Raw genomic sequence first — 18,474 nt, 5'->3', positions numbered from 1 at the left:
TTCCACCCTACCGTCTACTAAACAGCCTGCTCATGCAGTAAAACAATCCCTTCCCTCTCAATCAGATACCTACTGCACGCATAAAATTCCCGTTTTCAGGCAAATATCCAATGCCATGAAAACAGCCTTACTCATGATTCTGCAACAGCTGGCATAACCATCGCCCAGGGTCACTCTGCTCTACCCGTTTATTCTCGTTTGCTTACGGCCAGTTTAAGCATCGGCTCAGCAGACCTTCCGTGCTGATATTGGCCTTAAGTGGCAGGATATAATTCGGCCTGCCATATGCAATGCGCAACAGTTTGTGGCAGCCTCAAGTGGGCATCAAGTCCATAACACCAGAATAATAAGCCTCCTACAGATTCAGCAATCGTTTCAGTTTGTCGTAGAAACCAGTATTGCGAAACGTGAATTGTTTGTGCAGAACGTAGTTACTGATAAAGCTCAGTCCCATTCCCGATGTGTGCGCTACCAGTTTATTCACATTCACTTCTTTTGTTGAAGCAGGAATGGTAACAATAACCGACCGGAACCAATCGACAGAAAGGCTGTAAAGCAGCGAGGAGCCATATACCGTGATAATACAGGATATAATGGAAACGAGCGTAAACTTAGCTATTTCCCGGCGGGTTTTGGCCGAGTTTTTAGCGTTGAATGCGAAGAGTTTGGTAAGGTAAAAACCTACGAAAAATGAAGCTATATAACCCGCCAGTAAAGCCTGTTCATACGTTACCGGAAACCATTCCTGAAGCAGTGTACCCACAACCAGTTGTAAGGATGCTCCAATGGCTGCAACAATAAAATAAGCAATTAAATCTCTTCTGTTGAATAGTTGACTATCCATAATGACGATAAAAGCGAACGGCAAAGATAGGAAAAGCCCGGTGCGCATCGATGCCGTTCTATAAACCCCTCGCCGATTTGGCAGTTACTGTAGTTATACGCTTCGGCTTATAGCTATTTTACCACAGTTCCCGGTTCAACTGGCTAAGTGAGTATCCTCTCCAAGGCGCTTTTTAAACCAGTCTGATATGGATCAATCGCAAATTGAACAGTTTATTAACGATGGATTCCTGCGTATCGACAATGCTTTTCCGGAAGAGCTGGCCGAGCAGGGCCGGGCTATACTGTGGAAAGACACAGGCTGCGATCCAGATAAGCCTTCGAGCTGGACTCAGCCCGTTATCCGCCTGGGCGACTACAACCAGGAACCGTTTCGACGGGCAGCTAACGCCCCTACCCTTGTCGATGCTTTCGATCAACTGGTGGGTATAGGCCGTTGGCTACCCCGCGGCAGTCTGGGTACATTTCCCATTCGCTTCCCGAGTCCCAACGATCCGGGTGATACCGGATGGCATGCCGAAGCTAGTTTTCAGGGAGCCGATGGTTCCTGGCGACTCAATGTAACCTCAACTGGCCGTGCCTTGCTGTTGTTGTTCTTATTTTCCGATGTTGGGGTCAATGATGCCCCAACACGCATTCTGGCTGGCTCTCATCTGGACGTACCGAAGCTACTCGAACCGGCAGGTGCCAACGGTCTGTCGTTTATTGAATTAGCCCAACGGCTGGATAACTCTTTTGAGCGCCCCATGACGCTGGCTACCGGCAAAGCAGGTACGGTCTATATCTGCCATCCGTTTCTGATTCATGCGGCACAACCCCACCGGGGCACAAGCCCTCGTTTTATGGCGCAACCGCCTTTGCTTCCGGCCACACCCCTTCAGTTATACCGGCAAAATGGCAGCTATTCGCCGGTAGAAACCGCAATCCGGAGAGGACTATTTTCCTGACAAAAAATAAGCGGAAGAATTGAAAACAGATACTGATTTGTAACAGTTTTCTTTCTGAATATTGCGTTATCCAACACTTGCTCCCAAACGCATCATGGCTCAGCTAACTTACCAGCATTATATTCTGTTACCTAAAACAGAAACCCGACTCTCTGCTCCGCAGCTTCAATCGGAAACGCAGGCGACTTTTGCCAAACTAACGGTCAATACTCATCTGAACGATGTGCTGAACACCGATCTGGCCGACCAGGCTATTGTGCTTGATTCAACCAGCCAAACGGGCACAAAGCTTATCAGCATTCCAGAAATAGCCTTGCCTGCACTCCGGGCAGAATTAGCGGGCCTACGCATTGTGCCCGAAGTGTTCTATTATCCACAAATCTGGCGGCCCGAAGTGCGTCAGAAACCTTCGGCGCTGGCCGCTCAGCCCCGCGTTAGTGTCAGAATTCAACTGAAGGATGCTAAATCAGGGAAGCCTATTATTGGCGCTACGGCGGTTGCTTTCACGGATTTCGAACAGCGGGCGGGCGAACAGGGCACCTCAAATAGCCAGGGCATTGTCACCTTCAAAAGCATAGGCAATCGCATCATCGATCAGCTATACATCTATCCGAAGGCGGGTTACTGGAGTTTCTGGAAACAAAACCTTACGCTCAAAAACAACGATACGTTTGCCATTCAGCCCATAAAGCTCGATTATCAGGACGCCAGGAACTTCTTTTATCCACCCACCACCGATAGTATGCCTGCTGGCCAGGGCGTAAAGGTTGCCGTCATTGATACGGGGGCTGGTCCGCATCCTGACCTGACCATAGCCGGAGGAGGCTGCACCGTTACGGGCGAAGATCCCACCGATTTTGCCGATGTCGACGAGCACGGTACTCACGTATCGGGTATCATTGCGGCACATGGCACACCCCCAACGGGCGTTCGGGGCGTAGCGCCCCATGCCGAGCTTCATGTATACCGGGTGTTTGGGAAAGGCAGCGAGGGGGCATCAAATTTTGCTATCGTTAAAGCCATTGAGCAGGCTGTTGCGGATGGCTGCGACCTTGTGAACATGAGTCTTGGCGGTGGCCCTCCCGACGAAGCTACACAGCAGGCCATTACTTTTGCCCATGACCATGGTACCCTCTGTTTTGTAGCAACCGGCAACGATGGTCGGCAACCGGTTAGTTTTCCGGCTTCGTTTTCGCTTTCGCTGGCCGTTGGTGCTATGGGACGCAAAGGCACTTTTCCGGCTAACACAACCGATTCACCCAATACCGCTGCCCCCTACGGCATCGATAAAAAAAACTTTGTAGCGGCTTTTTCAAACATCGGCCCCGAAGTCGATTTCATTGCTCCCGGAGTCGGTATTATATCGTCGGTGCCGGATGGTTATGCTCCGTTAAGCGGCACGTCGATGGCCTGCCCTATGGCCACCGGAGTTGCGGCCCGGCTTCTATCGTCGCAACTGGATATACTCAATATGCCCCGCAATGCAAGCCGTTCCGAAGCCATGATCCGGTTTCTGGCTACCAACGTTCAGTTGTTGGGTTTCGGGGCTACTTTTGAAGGTACGGGGATGCTGTTTACGTCGTAGTAGGGCAATTGCCTCAACCAGCATCCACCGAAAAGCAATTCACGCATTACTAAAGCTATGAGTCGATATATTTTAAACTTTCAGGGCATCTCGCCGTTACCAGAAGATGACCTTCAACTTATTCGAACAAAAACGCAGGTAATCGATACAAGCCATCAATCGGTGCTGGTAGAGGTTACCAGCGAGCAGGTAATGCATGAGCTAGCAGGCCAGCTCCCCAACTGGACTGTTAGCCAGGAAACCAGCTATCCAATTCCTTCGACACGTCCAACCATCCGAAAGCCTCCTGATCGCTAACTGTCAACATTCGGCTAACACAAACGCCAGTAAAGCTGTTGTATATTCAAGAAATTTTTGACTTAAAGCGAGCAAATGAGTCTATTTGCACATCAGATCTGTCTTCATGCCTACGATTCAACCAATTATATCGCCAACTGCGTGGTCATCCTCCCATACAATTGCGTCCAACCCTGACTTTTGGAAAGCATTGGCCCAGACAGTACTCCCTTCGTATGTCAATACCTGTCGCTGGTTTGCTGGTAAAGCACGCTCTCAAACGGGTTTCTCTGTCCAGACAATTCATACACTGCCCCTGGAGGATGGCGACGTTGCCTATCTGCTGATCATAGAAGCTACCTATACCGACGGTGCGCCCGAAAGCTATCAACTCCCGCTGTCGTTTATTACCGATGCCATTGCCGATCGGGTAGCGCTGGCAGACATTCCAGACAAAGGCCGTCTGGCTAAAGCCAGGTTGGCAGGTGAAGCAGGCATATTAGTCGATGCTATTTACGACGAACGATTCCGCCATACTTTATTTACGAATATTTATCAGAATCAGGCACTTCAACAACCTGATGGCCAACTTTTGTTTAACAAAGGCAAAGGCCTGGAGGATGGCGACAACAGGCTGCCGTCGCGCGTGTTGCCCGTCGATTCGAGCAATTCGGCTATGGTATTTGGCGAAAAATACTTCCTGAAACTCTACCGAAAACTCTTCCGCGAAACCAATCCGGAGGTAGATATGGTGGCATTTCTGACCGACGAAAGCAATTTTCCGCATATTCCGGCTTTTGGTGGCAGCATTGTCTGGCAGCGCGACAATAGTCCCGACATAACCCTGGGTATGGTGCAGCGTATGGTTCCTAACGAAAAGGATTCGTGGATGCAAACCGGCGACTATCTCAACGATTTTCTGTATGCGGTGCCACAGCGGTTATTTGCCATTCGCGAAGATGTTTTTGAGAAGGTGGAACTACTGGGCCGACGAACTGGTGAAATGCACTGTGCACTCTACAAACCCGATGCCGACGCATCGTTTGCTCCCGAACCCTTCACCGACGAATATCGTGAGTTTTTGATCAAACGTTTCGAGGATTTGCTTGAACGACGGTATGCGTTGCTCATCGACAATTATACCAAACTCGATCCGCTCGCCCAGCGGCTGGCCTGGATTTTTATGGAAGCCCGCGAAATGATTGAAGCCTTCATTGACGATTTCCGGAAGCGCCCGCTCGATTCGCTACGCATCCGTATCCACGGCGATTATCATTTGGGGCAGGTGCTGGCCACCGGCAACGACTTTGTTATGATCGATTTTGAAGGGGAACCCGAAAGCAGCATTTCCGAACGAAAAATAAAGCACTCTCCGCTCAAAGATGTGGCTGGCATGATTCGGTCGTATCACTACGCTGTTTCGGCCAAACTCTTCAATTCGGTAGAAACCGATGGATTAACCTCAGAACACCTGCAGCGGGTTTCGGATCGGTGGTTTTACCTCATCCGCGATACGTTTATGAATGCGTATCTCGATGTGTTTGGCACCCCACATGCACTGTTTAAGAACAATTATGAAATTAACTTTCTATTGCTGGTTTATTTGCTCGAAAAAGCCGTTTACGAACTGGGTTACGAAATCAGTTATCGACCATCCTGGGTAAAAATTCCACTCCGGGGTATCTTCGACGTCATTCGCGAGATTGAGAAAATCCGTCTGAGCAATGGCGATTATGTACCCGAGGTGCCCATGCTGCAAACAGCTTTGCTAAACTCGCAACGACCCTAACCACCGACAGCCCTAAACGATTTTTGAAATTGTTTGGGGATACATTAACCCATCGGTCGGCTTACTGAGCTATACTTTCAACCAAATTGCCACAACTTTCCGGCAGAACGGAAGGGAAATTTTCTAACTTTCTGGCACCGATAACGTTCAATAACGTAGCTATACTAGTCCTAAACAATGGCAAAACGCAAAACCACGACATCACCGTCTACTAACCCACCGGCTGAAACCGAACAGTCAGCACAACCTATGCTAACCCAACAGCCGATGACTGAACCGACGCCCGATAATGCTCCCGTCCAGACGGATAGTGGGCCATACAGCCGCTTTACTGAATTCGACATATATCTGTTTCGGTCCGGCAAGCACCAGAAACTCTACGAGAAATTTGGTTCGCACGTTGTTGAATATAACGGCGTTGTCGGAACGTATTTTGCCGTCTGGGCGCCTTCGGCCCGCTATGTTGCAGTCATCGGTAATTTTAATGGCTGGAATAAAGGCAGCCATCCGCTCAACGTCCGCTGGGATTCGTCGGGTATCTGGGAAGTCTTTATTCCGCATATTGGTCGTGGCGAAACCTATAAATATTTCATCGTTCACGAAGGCGGTCGCCAGCTCGAAAAAGGCGATCCGTATGCCCACTGGTGGGAACTGCCTCCCAAAACAGCTTCTGTTATATGGGACACCTACTACGAGTGGCAGGATCAGCAGTGGATGACCGACCGAAAAGCCAAAAACTCACTTAACGCACCGTTTTCGGTCTACGAAGTACATCTGTCGTCGTGGCGTCGCGATCCATCGAACCCCGATCGTGAACTAAGCTATGGCGAAATTGCCGATGCGCTAGTTCCCTATGTGCAGGATATGGGCTTCACCCATGTCGAATTTATGCCTGTGATGCAATATCCCTATGAACCTTCGTGGGGCTATCAGATCACAGGCTATTATGCACCCAGTAGCCGATTCGGAACTCCGCAGGACTTTATGCGCCTGATCGAACGGCTTCACCAGGCAGGCATTGGCGTATTGCTCGACTGGGTTCCTTCGCACTTCCCCGGCGATGCCCATGGCCTCTATGAATTCGACGGATCACATCTGTATGAACACCCCGACCCACGTAAAGGCTATCATCCCGACTGGAAAAGCTATATTTTCAACTACAGTCGACCCGAGGTGCGTTCGTTCCTGATTTCGAATGCGTTGTTCTGGCTCGATCGTTTCCATGCCGATGGCTTACGCGTCGATGCCGTAGCATCGATGCTCTATCTGGATTATTCTCGGAACGCTGGCGAATGGGAGCCCAATATGTTTGGCGGACGGGAAAATCTGGAAGCCATTTCGCTCTTCAAAGAAATCAATGAAGCTGTCTATCTGCATTATCCTGATGTTCAAACCGTTGCTGAAGAATCGACAGCCTTTCCGGGCGTGTCGCGGCCGGTTTATACGGGCGGGCTTGGTTTCGGCATGAAATGGATGATGGGCTGGATGAACGACACACTTCGCTATTTCGAACGCGATCCATCGTATCGGAAATATCATCAGGACAATTTTACCTTCAGCACGGTGTATGCATTCACCGAAAATTTTATGCTGCCCCTTTCGCACGACGAAGTGGTGTATGGCAAACAGTCGCTGGTAGGTAAAATGCCCGGCGACGAATGGCAGCGTTTCGCCAACTTACGGCTCCTGTTTTCGTATATGTTTACCCACTCGGGCAGTAAACTAGTATTTATGGGGGGCGAATTTGGGCAAACATCGGAGTGGAAATACGACACCAGTCTCGACTGGCATTTGCTGCAATTTCCACCGCATAAAGGTGCAGCCGCCTGTGTGAGAGCGCTGAACAACCTTTATCGCTCCGAGCCTGCTCTCTATGAGCGCAGCTTTACCGCTGATGGATTCGAATGGATCGATACATCGGATCGCGAAAATAGTGTTCTGACCTATCTTCGAAAAGGGAACCAGCCAGAAGATACCCTGCTGATTGTGCTCAATATGACGCCCATTCCACGTAGTGGGTATCGGATTGGCGTACCGGCAGCGGGCAATTATCGCGAAATTTTCAACAGCGATTCCAGCGAATTTTACGGTAGTGGAATCGGCAACCCGCACCCTATGCACAGCGAGGATTCGGCCTGGCACGGCCGTTCGCAGTCGATCCGTTTAAACATACCCCCACTGGCTGCTATCGTACTAAAAATGGAATAACAAGTTGTTAACTCCTGGGCTATTCACCACAAAAAGGCGTCACATCTGAAAAGGAGGACGCCTTTTTATTACCCATTGTTTTAGCTATCTGGGCGCAGTGACGTCCTTTAAGTAACATCTTTTTATTAAAAGGCAATGACTGCATAATCAGATTAATCGTTAAGACAGTAGAATCCCGGCTTTGAGCGTATCTTTGCCGGCTCGTACATCCTGATTAGTTTGCATGAAGAGAACCATTGTTGCGCTACTAACTCTATTTTCTATTCATAGTTTTGCCCAATCGCCCGTTGCGGCTCGTCTGAAAAGTGGTTTCGATGTGGGCATGTCATACAGCAAGAGCAATTACAATCCATCGATAGCTTATTATCAGCTTATTAATGTTGGCGAACGCAAGATGTTTTCGCTCGGCTGGACGGTGCGGTTAGGTGCTTTTTACGGCGATAATCTCAATTATTACACCGCCCCTTCCCGGCTTACTCGTGGCAAAACCGGTTTTGGCGCCTTATCGGAGCCGCTGCTTGTGCAAAATATTGATACCGTCCGGTTCGATTATGTCACCATGACATCGCTCAGTGCAGGCCTTCGGGCGCAGGTCAATCTGGGGATTATCGATCTAGGTGTCAGCGCCGATCTTCTGGGCGTAACCATTGGCCGAAGCCGAACTGGCCGCTACACATCATCGACAGGCTACTATAACCTCAAAACAGCCGCCAGCCGCGATTCGTCCGTTTATTTTCAGGGAAACAACGTTTTTCAGCAGACTCATCCGAGTCGCCTTAATGTCCGTTTATTGGGCGATAACGACATCGGCACGCTATCATCGGAAGTATATGCCCGTTTGCACCTTAATCAGCGCATGTCCGTCAAATTTGGTTATCAGTGGTTAACAACTGAAATTACAGTTAATAACCGCGATGTTGAAGCCGACAACAATCGCTTTCGCCATCGCTCAGGCCTAGCCTATCTGGCCTTAACATTCCCTATCTTTTATTAATCAGGCATCGGCTGTTGCTCATTGGTCATTTGTTAGTTTACCAATGAGCAACAGATAACGAACCTACACCTCCACAGGTTTGAGATCGAAATAGGTCTCAAAAATAGCCGCGCCAATTTCGTTCGTTCTTGTTTGAAAACTGTCGAGATACTGATGCAGGCCTGTTTTAAAAATATCGGTAGTTTCGGTAAACTCGATTTCTGCCCGTAGTTTCGACAGCGTTCGCTCTGCAGTATTGCCAAATCCGTGAGTGATATTGTTGCCCGAAATTTCATACAGCGACAATTCGGCCTGCCGTATGCAATGCGCAACAGCCCTCGGAAACATCTTATCCAGAATCAGAAATTCGACAATACTGGAAGGTGTCAGCGCCCGATATTGCTGACGATGCATGTTGTAGGCACTAACAGATTTGAGTACGGCCGACCAAATCATCAGATCGAGTGTTGAGCCAACGGCTTCTACTTCGGGAAGCAGCGTAAAGTATTTTACGTCCAGAAACCGGGAAGTCTTATCGGCACGTTCCAGAAACCGCCCCAATCGCCCAAAGTGCCAGGCTTCATTGCGGGTGATGGTGGCATCAATAATGCCGTAGAACAGTTGAGTGTCGTTACGAATTTCGGTAAAAAAATTCTGGGCCTGTACCTGTCCACGCTGCTGTTTTGGCGACGTTTCGCGTACTTTCAGATAAAACTGATTCAGGTGCTCCCACATTTCTTTTGAGATAACCTCACGGATTGTGCGGGCATTTTCGCGGGCGTTGCTCAGACACGACACAATGGAATTAGGATTCCGCTTATCGAACGTCATAAACTGAATGACATTTTCCCGCGTTGGCTGATCGTAATATTTGGCAAAGAGAACATCATCGGCCGTAGCAATCAGCAACGGTTCCCATTGTTGCTCTACATTTGGTGGCAGATCGAGGGCCAAATTAAAGTTAACACTCATAAAACGAGCATAGTTTTCGGCCCGTTCTATATAGCGATGCATCCAGTAAACAGAGTTGGCAACGCGGCTCAGCATAGTTGAAAAATTGGGTTAGCAACGGAGGGAGACTAACAAAAATAGGTGTTCGTTCGCTTTTTACAAGTAGATAAAGCCCAGTCTCTATTTTTTACAAAATAATCATCTAAAAATAAAGTAATTTACCACTCAGTCATTCTCCGAATTGTTATCATGTACAAATTCTATTCTCTACTCGCGTTTAGTTTGTTCGTAGGCACGGCCGTATTCGCCATTGTTAAGCCAGGCAAACCCAGCTCAAAATTTTATGAAATCCGAATCTATCATCCAATGCCAGGCAAGTATGCCGAAATTGTAGATCGGTTTCGGCAATACACAACAAAGATTTTTGAGAAACATGGCATGGAGAACATTGGCTACTGGACGCCAACCGACACTACGAACAAAGAACTGATTTATATTCTGGCTTATCCAAGCCGCGAAGCTCGCGACGCATCCTGGAAAGCGTTTGGCAGTGATCCGGAATGGAAAGCAGTAGTGGCCAAAACTGAAGCCAATGGAAAACTCGTTGACCATGTCGATCAGATTTTCATGACCGAATCGGACATTTCGCCTAAAGTGAAAACCGGAACAAAATCGCCGGAACGCACTTTTGAATTACGGACCTATACCCCCGCTCCTGGTAAACTCGATGATCTGCTGGCTCGTTTCCGCGATCATACCATAAAACTCTTCACCAAGCACGGCATGACGCACATCGGTTACTGGATCACGCAGGAAAAAGATGGGGGCCAGCCCAAACTGGTTTATATTCTGGCTCATCCCAGCGAAGCCGAAGGAAAAGCTCATTTCGATGCATTCCGTAAAGATCCAACCTGGATCAAGGTAAAAGAAGAATCGGAGAAGAACGGTCCCCTCACCACAAAGGTTGAGTCTATCTACATGAAACCAACCGATTATTCACCCATTAGGTAATCTGAACCTGGATTTATAGGACTGACTTTGATTTTGTTTGGTTTCGCTTCTTTGAAGCGCTTTTCTAGTTTCAAAATCAAAGTCAGTCCTATAAATCCAGGTTCAGATAAGTTTTTCAAAAAAATACGACCGACGTTCGCCTTCAACGTCGTCGTAGGTATAAATAATACGCTGGCGGTTTTTGAGGTAATAGCGAATCAGGGCAAAATCGCCCAGGCACCCTACCGTATGGATTAGGAGCAGGGTAACCCAGAAAACAGTATAGGCTGGCCAGATAGCCAGGGCACCCAATCCGGCAACGGTAAGTACCACAAAAGGCATTGCCGCCACAAAGGCAACTTCGCCCATGGTTGTTGGAAAGAGTTGGCTATAGGCATACACCATCAGGCTTTTCAGCGACCATCCATAGTGCACTTCGGGCGAACCAATGTATCGAAAAGCCAGCCCATGAATAAATTCATGAATGGGTAAGATCAGAAAGAAAGCTAAAAAACCAGCCCCGGCCTGCACCAACAAAGGCGACATACCCTCTCCTGATACTAATTTTATAAGCTCAGTGCTAATCAGATAGCCTACACTAGCACCGAATACCATTATTACGACCAAGCGTAACCAGTTTTTCCAGCCACGTTTGTTCAACGATTGAGGAGGTTGCCTAGCCATTCCCAGTTCACGTGCCACAAACTGATTCATCTCATCAATAGCAAACGACTCAATCAATAGATACTGTTCGGACTGGTGAAGTTCTTCGACGGTTGGTCGCATAGCAGCATTCGATTGGTTTTTGGAACAAAGCACAAGTAAGCCGGTTTTCAGAACAAAACTACAACGTTATGAAACCGATTGTTCGTTTGATGAACTTGCTCACAGACGGCACAGCTCCCGAAGGACTGTCGCGTCAGGAGTTTTTAAAAACTACCGGTCGCGGTTTGGCCCTTGGTGCGATTAGTAGTGCCTTTGCCGCCTGCGACAATCCATCAGAAACCAAAACATCGACGGCGGCTAAAACGGGCGCTTCTGCCCCCAAATTACCTGCTGGTTCTCCTCCTGCTGAAGTTCCCGATGAAGTTAGCAAACCCATTGAGCTGGAGCAAATTAAAGCAAAAACAGAACAACAGGAAGGCCCAACCCCTACTCCCCTGCCCGAAGATATGCGCGTTGGTTATGCGGTGGTAGGTCTTGGGCATCTTACCTTAAATCAGATTCTACCCGCTTTTGGGGCCTGTAAAAAATCGAAAGTAGTGGCACTGGTTAGTGGTAGTCCCGACAAGCTCAAGAAAGTAGCAGCTCAATATGGCATAAAGCCCGAAAGTTGTTACAGCTATGCCGACTACGACAAATTGCGCGATAACCCCGAAGTGAAGGCCATTTACATTGTGCTTCCGAATGGTATGCACGCCGAATATACAATCCGAGGGGCCAAGGCAGGCAAGCATATTCTGTGCGAAAAGCCAATGGCCAACACAGCTCAGGAGTGTCAGTCGATGATCGATGCCTGCAAAAAAGCCAATCGTAAGCTTATGGTCGCCTATCGGATTCAGTATGAACCCCATCATCGGATGGTGCGCGACATGGTTCAGAAAGAGGAATTTGGTAAAATCAAATCCATTGTGGCCAACAACGGTCAGAACTCCGATAACCCAAGCCACTGGCGCTTTAAGAAGGCACTGGCAGGTGGGGGCTCGCTGCCCGATGTTGGTCTCTACTGCCTAAATACGATCCGGTATCTGCTGGGCGAAGAACCTACCGAAGTAGTTGGCTATGTCCACAGCACGCCTAACGATCCGAGATTTAAGGAGGTTGAAGAGCAAGTCAACTGGTTAATGAAGTTTCCGAGTGGCGTTCAGGCCAGTTGTGCCACAAGCTATGGCCATCATGAAGACAGGAACTATAAGGTGCTGGCCGAAACGGGCTGGATCAGAATGGACCCAGCGTTTCCATATACGGGTCTAAAACTGGAAACCAGCCAGGCGCAGGGTAAAGAAAATCAGCTTACTCAGCACAACATAGCCGACAAAGATCAGTTTGCGACCGAAATGGATCATTTTTCGGAATGCATCATGGAAGATAAGGTTCCCTTTACACCTGGTGAAGAAGGGCTTCAGGATCAGAAAATTATGGAAGCCATCTACCAATCGGCCCGCGAAGGAAAACCGGTAAAGCTGGAATCCGTCAGCAAAAAAGATGCGTTCCGGGGCGAATTGCCCAAAGAAGTTTAGCAATGCCGCTGGTCATTAGTCTTTAGACTAATGACCAATTAAAGCACTACAAATTCGACACGGCGGTTTTTCTTCCGATTTTCTTCATTGTTGTTAGGAGCTACCGGATCGAGCGGCCCCCGTCCAATGGCTTTTAGTCGATTGCGTTGAATTCCTCTCTCGGTCAAATAATCGATAACGGCCTGACAACGATCGCGTGATAGCTTTGTGTTAAGATCAAAATCGCCCTGATTATCGGTATGGCCCCGAATCTCAATCCGAATGGATGGGGATTGCATGAGTAAATCTGCAAGCTGATTGAGTTCAGCATACGATTCGCTCCGAAGGACAGGGCTACTCTGATCGAAATAAATTCGATTTAACCGGATTGCCTTGCCTTTTTCAACCCGACCAAACGACTTTGTTGTTACGGCCGAAAGTGACCCAATGGATGTTGGTAACGATGAAGCAGGTGTGACGTTTGGTTTGGTTGCGGTCACCTCTTTCGTGTCGACCAGCGACTTTATGGGCTTAAGTCGAATCGTAATATCGCCCTTACCGTTCTCCGTCGAGAGGGTTCCTATTGCCTCTTTGTAGTTCCTGGCATCAACAGTAAACTGGTATCGTTCGCCTGCTGCCAATTGAACGGTAGTAACTCCTTTAACTGCAAAAAACATCATGGCTTCAGGTTTTATACCCGATGTGGCCAGCAGTGTAAATCGGGCATCGGCAATAGGCTTACCCGTCAGGCTGTCGACAGCTCGTAGGTTTGTTGAAGCTGTTATCTTATCCAGTTCTACATCAAATTCGTAGACCTTGCCCGACGGAAGTACCTCCACTACCAACTGTCGATCAACGGGTTTGTGGCCTGCGGCACTGACCCGAATCGTTAACTCATCAGATTCCGTAAAGGCGCGCACCAGTATCCCATTGGTCAGCGAGAAATGCGCTGTCTGCCCGTTCATTCGAGAGGTTATAGTCACCACTGCCGAATTCAGTGGCTGGTCGATTTTCTCCGAAAACACCTTAATTGTTAAAACACTGGGCTTACTTTTCAGCAGCTTCATTGTAATCTGCCGCGCACTGCGCAGATCGGGCAGTCGAACCTTCGTGATTAGATAGTCCTGCGCAGTGGCCCGAACAGTCAGTGAAGTGCCGGGCAAGGCCAGTATGGTATGCTGAATAGCCGCGCGATCAAAATGGGACTCAATCGTTTGTTGAGTCTGCTCATCGACGGCGCTAACCTGCGCCATCGATACAACATTGCCTGTTTCGGCATCAACAACCCGAATCACTATCGCTAGTGCGTTTGCTCTGGGGATGGTGTCTGAGCGGGTAAATCGCTTAGGTTCTGAGCAGGTTCTACCGAACGTCAAAGCAGCCAGCGAATGGGAGCCGATGAGCGCAACGACCAGTATAGATCGGGTAAAATGGGCCGATAGACCTGGTCTGCTCATTGTTTGATCATCGTTTTCCTCTGCCAATTCCGACTTTTAGCCCTGATACCAACGCGTCGGCACGAACGTCGGCTGTAAATCGAAAACGTTGAAGTCCTCTGAAATATGCGACTAACGGGTTCTTAAAACGTGTTATGAGTGACATTGGCTACTTTTGATCGGCCAGCCGTTTAGGAGCAAGCGACATAGTTACGCCCATAAACAGATGCGACGACAGCCCATTGTTAGTAATAAAACCCAGCAGGTTGTCGCTGCCGATTGTGAATACGCCAAACCGGGCATGAGCGCCGATGGATACTTTGCCCAATGGCTGCCAATAGTTGATCATTGCCGAATATTCACGCTTTTCGGATTCATAGCGCGGACCAATCGTAATGAGTTCGGCCCGATGCTGGGCGGCCGCCGATGCATTGGCAGGTTTCCACCAGGCAGCGCCTACAAACCACCCATCTTTCAGTTGAGCATCTAACTGAATCGATAGTGTTTGCGGCAATTTCATGGACAGGTCTCCAATGGTACCTTCAGGTACAATACCTAGCGAGCGGGCCACAGCATCGCGCACCTGTGTGGGAGTTCGTGGCGGTTGAACGTCCGATTGAAGCAACGAACCATCGCGCGGTTGAACAAACCAGGAACTCGCATTCTTATACCGAATACTACCAATATCGAGCAGCGCCACCCCCAGCCGGAATTTATATTTCGTTATCGATGCATCGGTCAGCCGTTTACCATCCTTTTGATACCGAAACGATTCAGCTTCCGGTCTGAATTCATACGTAAAGCCCAGATCGAAACCGTGTCCAATGCCCGGAACACTCCCAAGCAAAGCATCTGAAAACGTTAACTTATTCAGCGTGACTAAATCAGAATATGTTGTTTGCAGACTATTCAGCGAATAATTCAGTTGGTCGGTGGGTGCACCAAAACGTCCGGTTGCGTTTAACTGAGTTGTTTGTAGCCCCCGTATGTATTTATATGTACCTCCCACCTTAATAAAATGCTGCTCCTGATCTAACACAGGCAACGCATACGACAAAGCAAGTTCACCAAAGGCATCCGACGTTAGCTGGGCCGTTCGGACCGCATCGGGCAGGGCTGCCAAATCGCCCTGAAACCAGTTGATCAGGTCATAAGCTCCCGTCAGATTAAGATCGGATCGATACCGGGTTGTTATGGCAAACGAGTGATTATTGGGCAACTGATACATTGCTCCCGGCCCCCGCACATCGGCGTCTTTGATAGCTAACGGATCGCCATGCAGTTTTATGTTTGCCCTGGCAAATGGAAGGGTGGCCAGAGGCAGTCGTGGTTGCGCAACTGCCTGTAGCGATAGTGTCGTAAAATTTATGTGCGTTCCCCAGCGCGAATCGGCAATTGATGATGGATTCAGATAAAGCCCGTTGGTACCCGCATAATTGCTAAGCAAACTGCCAGTCATGCGCTGCGCATATGCAGAACCCATAAATAGCCATAAAATCCAAATAAATACACTTTTTAGCATAATGGAGGGGCGAGATACCAGCAAAAATGCTAAATGTGTACTCCCTTTCCAATACCAGCGTTCAGAGATTTAGTGCACGGTAAAATCGGCTAAAAAGCTATTCATACTTTTTTGTAGGTAAATAAACACTAATGGTGATCTGATGACGATTCTGGCGGGTTAATCATAATATGGGCGCGGTGCGTACCCGCATCCATAAGCCACGGCATACCAGGACCTTCGGGCTTAGTAGGCAAACCCGTACTTTCGGCAGTAGCATAGGGTATGTATACCACATAGCGCAGATAGCCATCTTTTACATCGCCTGTCTTGGCGTTATAATTTTCGTCTTTAGCTCTGTAGACGAATAATGTTGATGGGTGTTCGGGCATCAAAAGTATCTTTCCCTTTACTTCCTCTTCACGAATTTTCAGAATTTCATCAGCTTTTTTACCTTCTTTTTTCAGCGCACGTCCACGCGCCATAAATGGGTCCAGATCCTTATGATAACAGGCTACATTAAGCCCTTTCTGAGCAGGATCGTCGGCCAGACAAACCAGTTCGTTCGTTCCCTGCCGAAGCAGCACAAATTCATTTTTGGGTGAATACCCATATACTGTGGCGCTGTCTCGCTTGTTGACGGGAGCGGCCAGTACTGCTGTTTTGATTTGTATGGCCGCCGGAGGAATTGTAGGCGTCTGAGCCAGAACAGCCGAGGCACAACCGAGCGCAGTACTAAAGAAGAGAAGTGTTTTCATGCTTGACACGTGTTTAGATAATATCGAACCCGTTTAAACAGCTTCAGGCGAAAGGCCTACTTAAATAAGCATGGTATCAGTAAGTACTACTCTATCTGGGCCACTGGCCATTCCCGGTTTACTGATAGCCACGTGCCTGCAACCCAAACAACTCAGCATAGCGACCGTCTTTTTCGAGCAGTTCATAATGACTACCGATTTCAAGTAAGGTACCGTTTTCCAGTACCAGAATCCGGTCGGCCATACGAACGGTGCTGAATCGGTGCGAAATAATTACCGACGACCGGCCTTCGGTAAGTTTGGCAAATCGCTGAAAGACTTCATATTCGGCACGGGCATCGAGAGCGGCTGTTGGCTCATCGAGAATAATGAGCTGGGCATCGCGCATATAGGCCCGTCCCAGCGCCACTTTCTGCCACTCTCCGCCCGACAGTTCAACCCCTTTGCCAAACGAACGACCCAGTTGCTGATTATAGCCTTCGGCCAGTTTGGCAATCACCGTGTCGGCCAGGCTTTGCTGAGCCGAGGCTTCAATGCGTGGTTGATTGGTTCGCTCATCGATGTCACCAACGGCAATGTTGGTTCCCGCCGACATTTTGAAACGGGTATAATCCTGAAAAATAACGCCGATATTCCGTCGCAGTTCGATCAGATCATATTCGCGCAAATCGTACCCATCTAACAGAATTCGGCCTTCGGCAGGATCATACAGGCGGGCAAGTAGTTTAACGAGCGTTGTTTTTCCGGCACCATTTTCGCCTACCAACGCCAGTTTTTCGCCCGCATGGAGCGTGAACGACAAATTACGCAGCGCCCAGCGTTCGGAGCTGTTCGAATACTTAAAGCCAACATTTTCGAAGACAAACCCTTCCCGAATTGGTTTTGGAAACGGGCGTGCCGTACCAGGAGAATGAATAAGCGGCTGAATGGCGAAATAGTCGAACAGATCCTGTAGATAGATTGCTTCCTGCGTCAGACTACTGAATTGCAGCAGAATTCCTTCGAGTGATCCCCGAACCTGCCGGAACGAACCCGCCAGAAAAGTCAGATCGCCCAGCGAAATCTGCCCATTTACGGCTCGCAACACAATCCAGACATAGGCACCATAATAACCGGCTGTGCCGAGAGTGGTCAGCAAGGTTCCCCACCCAGCCCGACTAATGGCCAGCGATCGGTTTTTGCGGTAATAGTCCCACGAAAGCGTTTTGAATCGGTCGATCAGAAAATCGGACAGGCCAAAAATTTTGACTTCTTTAGCGGTTTCGTCGCTGGCACCAATGTAGCGCAGGTAATCGAGTTCGCGCCGTTCGGGTGTCCAGGATCGTGAGAGCGAATAACTACGCTGATTAAAATAATTATCGCCAATGAACGAAGGAGTTACCGCCACCAGAATCAGCAACAACAACCAGGGGTTGTATACGGCCAGACCAGCCGCCAGAAACCCGACCGAAATCAGTTCCTGAACCTGCCCAAAAACGCCCGACAGCAACACAGTTCGCCCGGTAGTTTGCCTGCGGGCCCGTTCGAGCTTATCATAAAACGTAGCATCTTCAAACTGTTCCAGATCCAGCGTGGCTGCGTGTTCCATCAGCCGGATCGATGTTTTGTTAGCAAACAAATCGCCCAGCAAACTATCCATTAAGGAAACCGCCCGCCCGAGCGCCGTCGAGATTATAGCCAGACCAAATTCTGCGGCAACCAGCCACCATAAGTAGTTTACATTGTCGGGAGCATCTGTATGTTTAGAAAGCGCGACAACCTGATCAATAATGAGTTTACCAATATACAGTGTTGCTGCAGGAATAGCTGCCCGAATCAGTCGCAGGGAAGCATTGCCGATGAACAGACCCGGAGAGGTTTCCCAGACCAGGCGAAAGAAGGCAGGCAGGTTTGCCAGGGCCGCAAAGCGTTCGCGCCAGCTTATTTGTTCCTTAGTATCAGTAGACTTAGCGTGTGGAGTTACGATTTTTGCCATATACCCCAAAGACAAGAGCAGGG

General features: G+C 48.8%; 15 protein-coding genes. 8 read left to right on the top strand and 7 right to left on the bottom strand.

Annotated elements, in window-relative coordinates; translation table 11 throughout:
* Positions 1 to 355 precede the first annotated feature (355 nt).
* Complete coding sequence (locus WBJ53_RS04420; protein ID WP_338874846.1) at positions 356 to 844, bottom strand: GtrA family protein; 489 nt, start codon at positions 842 to 844, stop codon at positions 356 to 358.
* A gap of 187 nt (positions 845 to 1,031) precedes the next feature.
* On the opposite strand from WBJ53_RS04420, the gene WBJ53_RS04415 reads away from it, so the two are divergent.
* The 6 genes from WBJ53_RS04415 (at position 1,032) to WBJ53_RS04390 (ending at position 8,642) form a co-directional block, all read left to right on the top strand.
* Positions 1,032 to 1,790 carry a phytanoyl-CoA dioxygenase family protein gene (locus tag WBJ53_RS04415; protein ID WP_338874845.1) on the top strand — a complete coding sequence of 253 codons (759 nt, stop codon included), beginning with the start codon at positions 1,032 to 1,034 and terminating at the stop codon, positions 1,788 to 1,790.
* Between the two features lie 94 nt (positions 1,791 to 1,884).
* Positions 1,885 to 3,375, top strand: a complete 1,491-nt coding sequence (locus WBJ53_RS04410) for a S8 family serine peptidase (RefSeq protein WP_338874844.1) — start codon at positions 1,885 to 1,887, stop codon at positions 3,373 to 3,375.
* Positions 3,376 to 3,432: 57 nt separating this feature from the next.
* Positions 3,433 to 3,672 carry a hypothetical protein gene (locus tag WBJ53_RS04405; protein ID WP_338874843.1) on the top strand — a complete coding sequence of 80 codons (240 nt, stop codon included), beginning with the start codon at positions 3,433 to 3,435 and terminating at the stop codon, positions 3,670 to 3,672.
* 106 nt (positions 3,673 to 3,778) lie between these two features.
* Complete coding sequence (locus WBJ53_RS04400; protein WP_338874842.1) at positions 3,779 to 5,440, top strand: putative maltokinase; 1,662 nt, start codon at positions 3,779 to 3,781, stop codon at positions 5,438 to 5,440.
* Positions 5,441 to 5,617: 177 nt separating this feature from the next.
* Positions 5,618 to 7,648, top strand: a complete 2,031-nt coding sequence (glgB, locus tag WBJ53_RS04395) for a 1,4-alpha-glucan branching protein GlgB (RefSeq protein WP_338874841.1) — start codon at positions 5,618 to 5,620, stop codon at positions 7,646 to 7,648.
* Positions 7,649 to 7,871: 223 nt separating this feature from the next.
* Complete coding sequence (locus WBJ53_RS04390; protein ID WP_338874840.1) at positions 7,872 to 8,642, top strand: hypothetical protein; 771 nt, start codon at positions 7,872 to 7,874, stop codon at positions 8,640 to 8,642.
* A 63-nt stretch (positions 8,643 to 8,705) separates the two neighbouring features.
* On the opposite strand, the gene WBJ53_RS04385 is transcribed toward WBJ53_RS04390, so the two are convergent.
* Positions 8,706 to 9,668, bottom strand: a complete 963-nt coding sequence (locus WBJ53_RS04385; protein ID WP_338874839.1) for an alpha-E domain-containing protein — start codon at positions 9,666 to 9,668, stop codon at positions 8,706 to 8,708.
* Between the two features lie 150 nt (positions 9,669 to 9,818).
* Here WBJ53_RS04385 and WBJ53_RS04380 point away from each other — a divergent pair, with 150 nt between their 5' ends.
* Positions 9,819 to 10,583, top strand: coding sequence for an NIPSNAP family protein (locus WBJ53_RS04380; RefSeq protein ID WP_338877153.1), 765 nt, complete (start codon positions 9,819 to 9,821; stop codon positions 10,581 to 10,583).
* A gap of 102 nt (positions 10,584 to 10,685) precedes the next feature.
* Here the strand turns inward: WBJ53_RS04380 and WBJ53_RS04375 are convergent, their stop codons facing one another.
* Entirely contained in the window at positions 10,686 to 11,348 is a 663-nt protein-coding gene (locus WBJ53_RS04375; protein ID WP_338874838.1) for a DUF3267 domain-containing protein, read from the bottom strand.
* A 68-nt stretch (positions 11,349 to 11,416) separates the two neighbouring features.
* Here WBJ53_RS04375 and WBJ53_RS04370 point away from each other — a divergent pair, with 68 nt between their 5' ends.
* Complete coding sequence (locus WBJ53_RS04370; protein ID WP_338874837.1) at positions 11,417 to 12,802, top strand: Gfo/Idh/MocA family oxidoreductase; 1,386 nt, start codon at positions 11,417 to 11,419, stop codon at positions 12,800 to 12,802.
* Between the two features lie 38 nt (positions 12,803 to 12,840).
* Here the strand turns inward: WBJ53_RS04370 and WBJ53_RS04365 are convergent, their stop codons facing one another.
* From WBJ53_RS04365 to WBJ53_RS04350, 4 genes are all read right to left on the bottom strand, one after another.
* Entirely contained in the window at positions 12,841 to 14,238 is a 1,398-nt protein-coding gene (locus WBJ53_RS04365) for an OmpA family protein (protein WP_338874836.1), read from the bottom strand.
* 148 nt (positions 14,239 to 14,386) lie between these two features.
* Positions 14,387 to 15,700, bottom strand: coding sequence for a DUF5723 family protein (locus tag WBJ53_RS04360; RefSeq protein ID WP_338874835.1), 1,314 nt, complete (start codon positions 15,698 to 15,700; stop codon positions 14,387 to 14,389).
* A 167-nt stretch (positions 15,701 to 15,867) separates the two neighbouring features.
* Positions 15,868 to 16,476: a hypothetical protein gene (locus WBJ53_RS04355; RefSeq protein WP_338874834.1), complete on the bottom strand. Its 609-nt coding sequence runs from the start codon at positions 16,474 to 16,476 to the stop codon at positions 15,868 to 15,870.
* Between the two features lie 118 nt (positions 16,477 to 16,594).
* Positions 16,595 to 18,451: an ABC transporter ATP-binding protein gene (locus tag WBJ53_RS04350; RefSeq protein WP_338874833.1), complete on the bottom strand. Its 1,857-nt coding sequence runs from the start codon at positions 18,449 to 18,451 to the stop codon at positions 16,595 to 16,597.
* Positions 18,452 to 18,474: the final 23 nt, after the last annotated feature.

The organism is Spirosoma sp. SC4-14 (assembly GCF_037201965.1).
Lineage (GTDB): Bacteria > Bacteroidota > Bacteroidia > Cytophagales > Spirosomataceae > Spirosoma.
This window is presented reverse-complemented; position numbering and strand designations above follow the sequence as displayed.

Bases quoted from the DNA above. Each gene is read 5' to 3' on its own strand.
- WBJ53_RS04405 (WP_338874843.1), top strand. From the start codon at position 3,433: ATGAGTCGATATATTTTAAACTTTCAGGGCATCTCGCCGTTACCAGAA.
- WBJ53_RS04375 (WP_338874838.1), bottom strand. From the start codon at position 11,348: ATGCGACCAACCGTCGAAGAACTTCACCAGTCCGAACAGTATCTATTG.
- WBJ53_RS04420 (WP_338874846.1), bottom strand. From the start codon at position 844: ATGGATAGTCAACTATTCAACAGAAGAGATTTAATTGCTTATTTTATT.
- WBJ53_RS04410 (WP_338874844.1), top strand. From the start codon at position 1,885: ATGGCTCAGCTAACTTACCAGCATTATATTCTGTTACCTAAAACAGAA.
- WBJ53_RS04355 (WP_338874834.1), bottom strand. From the start codon at position 16,476: ATGAAAACACTTCTCTTCTTTAGTACTGCGCTCGGTTGTGCCTCGGCT.
- WBJ53_RS04370 (WP_338874837.1), top strand. From the start codon at position 11,417: ATGAAACCGATTGTTCGTTTGATGAACTTGCTCACAGACGGCACAGCT.
- WBJ53_RS04415 (WP_338874845.1), top strand. From the start codon at position 1,032: ATGGATCAATCGCAAATTGAACAGTTTATTAACGATGGATTCCTGCGT.
- WBJ53_RS04385 (WP_338874839.1), bottom strand. From the start codon at position 9,668: ATGCTGAGCCGCGTTGCCAACTCTGTTTACTGGATGCATCGCTATATA.
- WBJ53_RS04350 (WP_338874833.1), bottom strand. From the start codon at position 18,451: ATGGCAAAAATCGTAACTCCACACGCTAAGTCTACTGATACTAAGGAA.
- WBJ53_RS04390 (WP_338874840.1), top strand. From the start codon at position 7,872: ATGAAGAGAACCATTGTTGCGCTACTAACTCTATTTTCTATTCATAGT.
- WBJ53_RS04360 (WP_338874835.1), bottom strand. From the start codon at position 15,700: ATGGGTTCTGCATATGCGCAGCGCATGACTGGCAGTTTGCTTAGCAAT.
- WBJ53_RS04400 (WP_338874842.1), top strand. From the start codon at position 3,779: ATGCCTACGATTCAACCAATTATATCGCCAACTGCGTGGTCATCCTCC.
- WBJ53_RS04365 (WP_338874836.1), bottom strand. From the start codon at position 14,238: ATGAGCAGACCAGGTCTATCGGCCCATTTTACCCGATCTATACTGGTC.
- glgB (WP_338874841.1), top strand. From the start codon at position 5,618: ATGGCAAAACGCAAAACCACGACATCACCGTCTACTAACCCACCGGCT.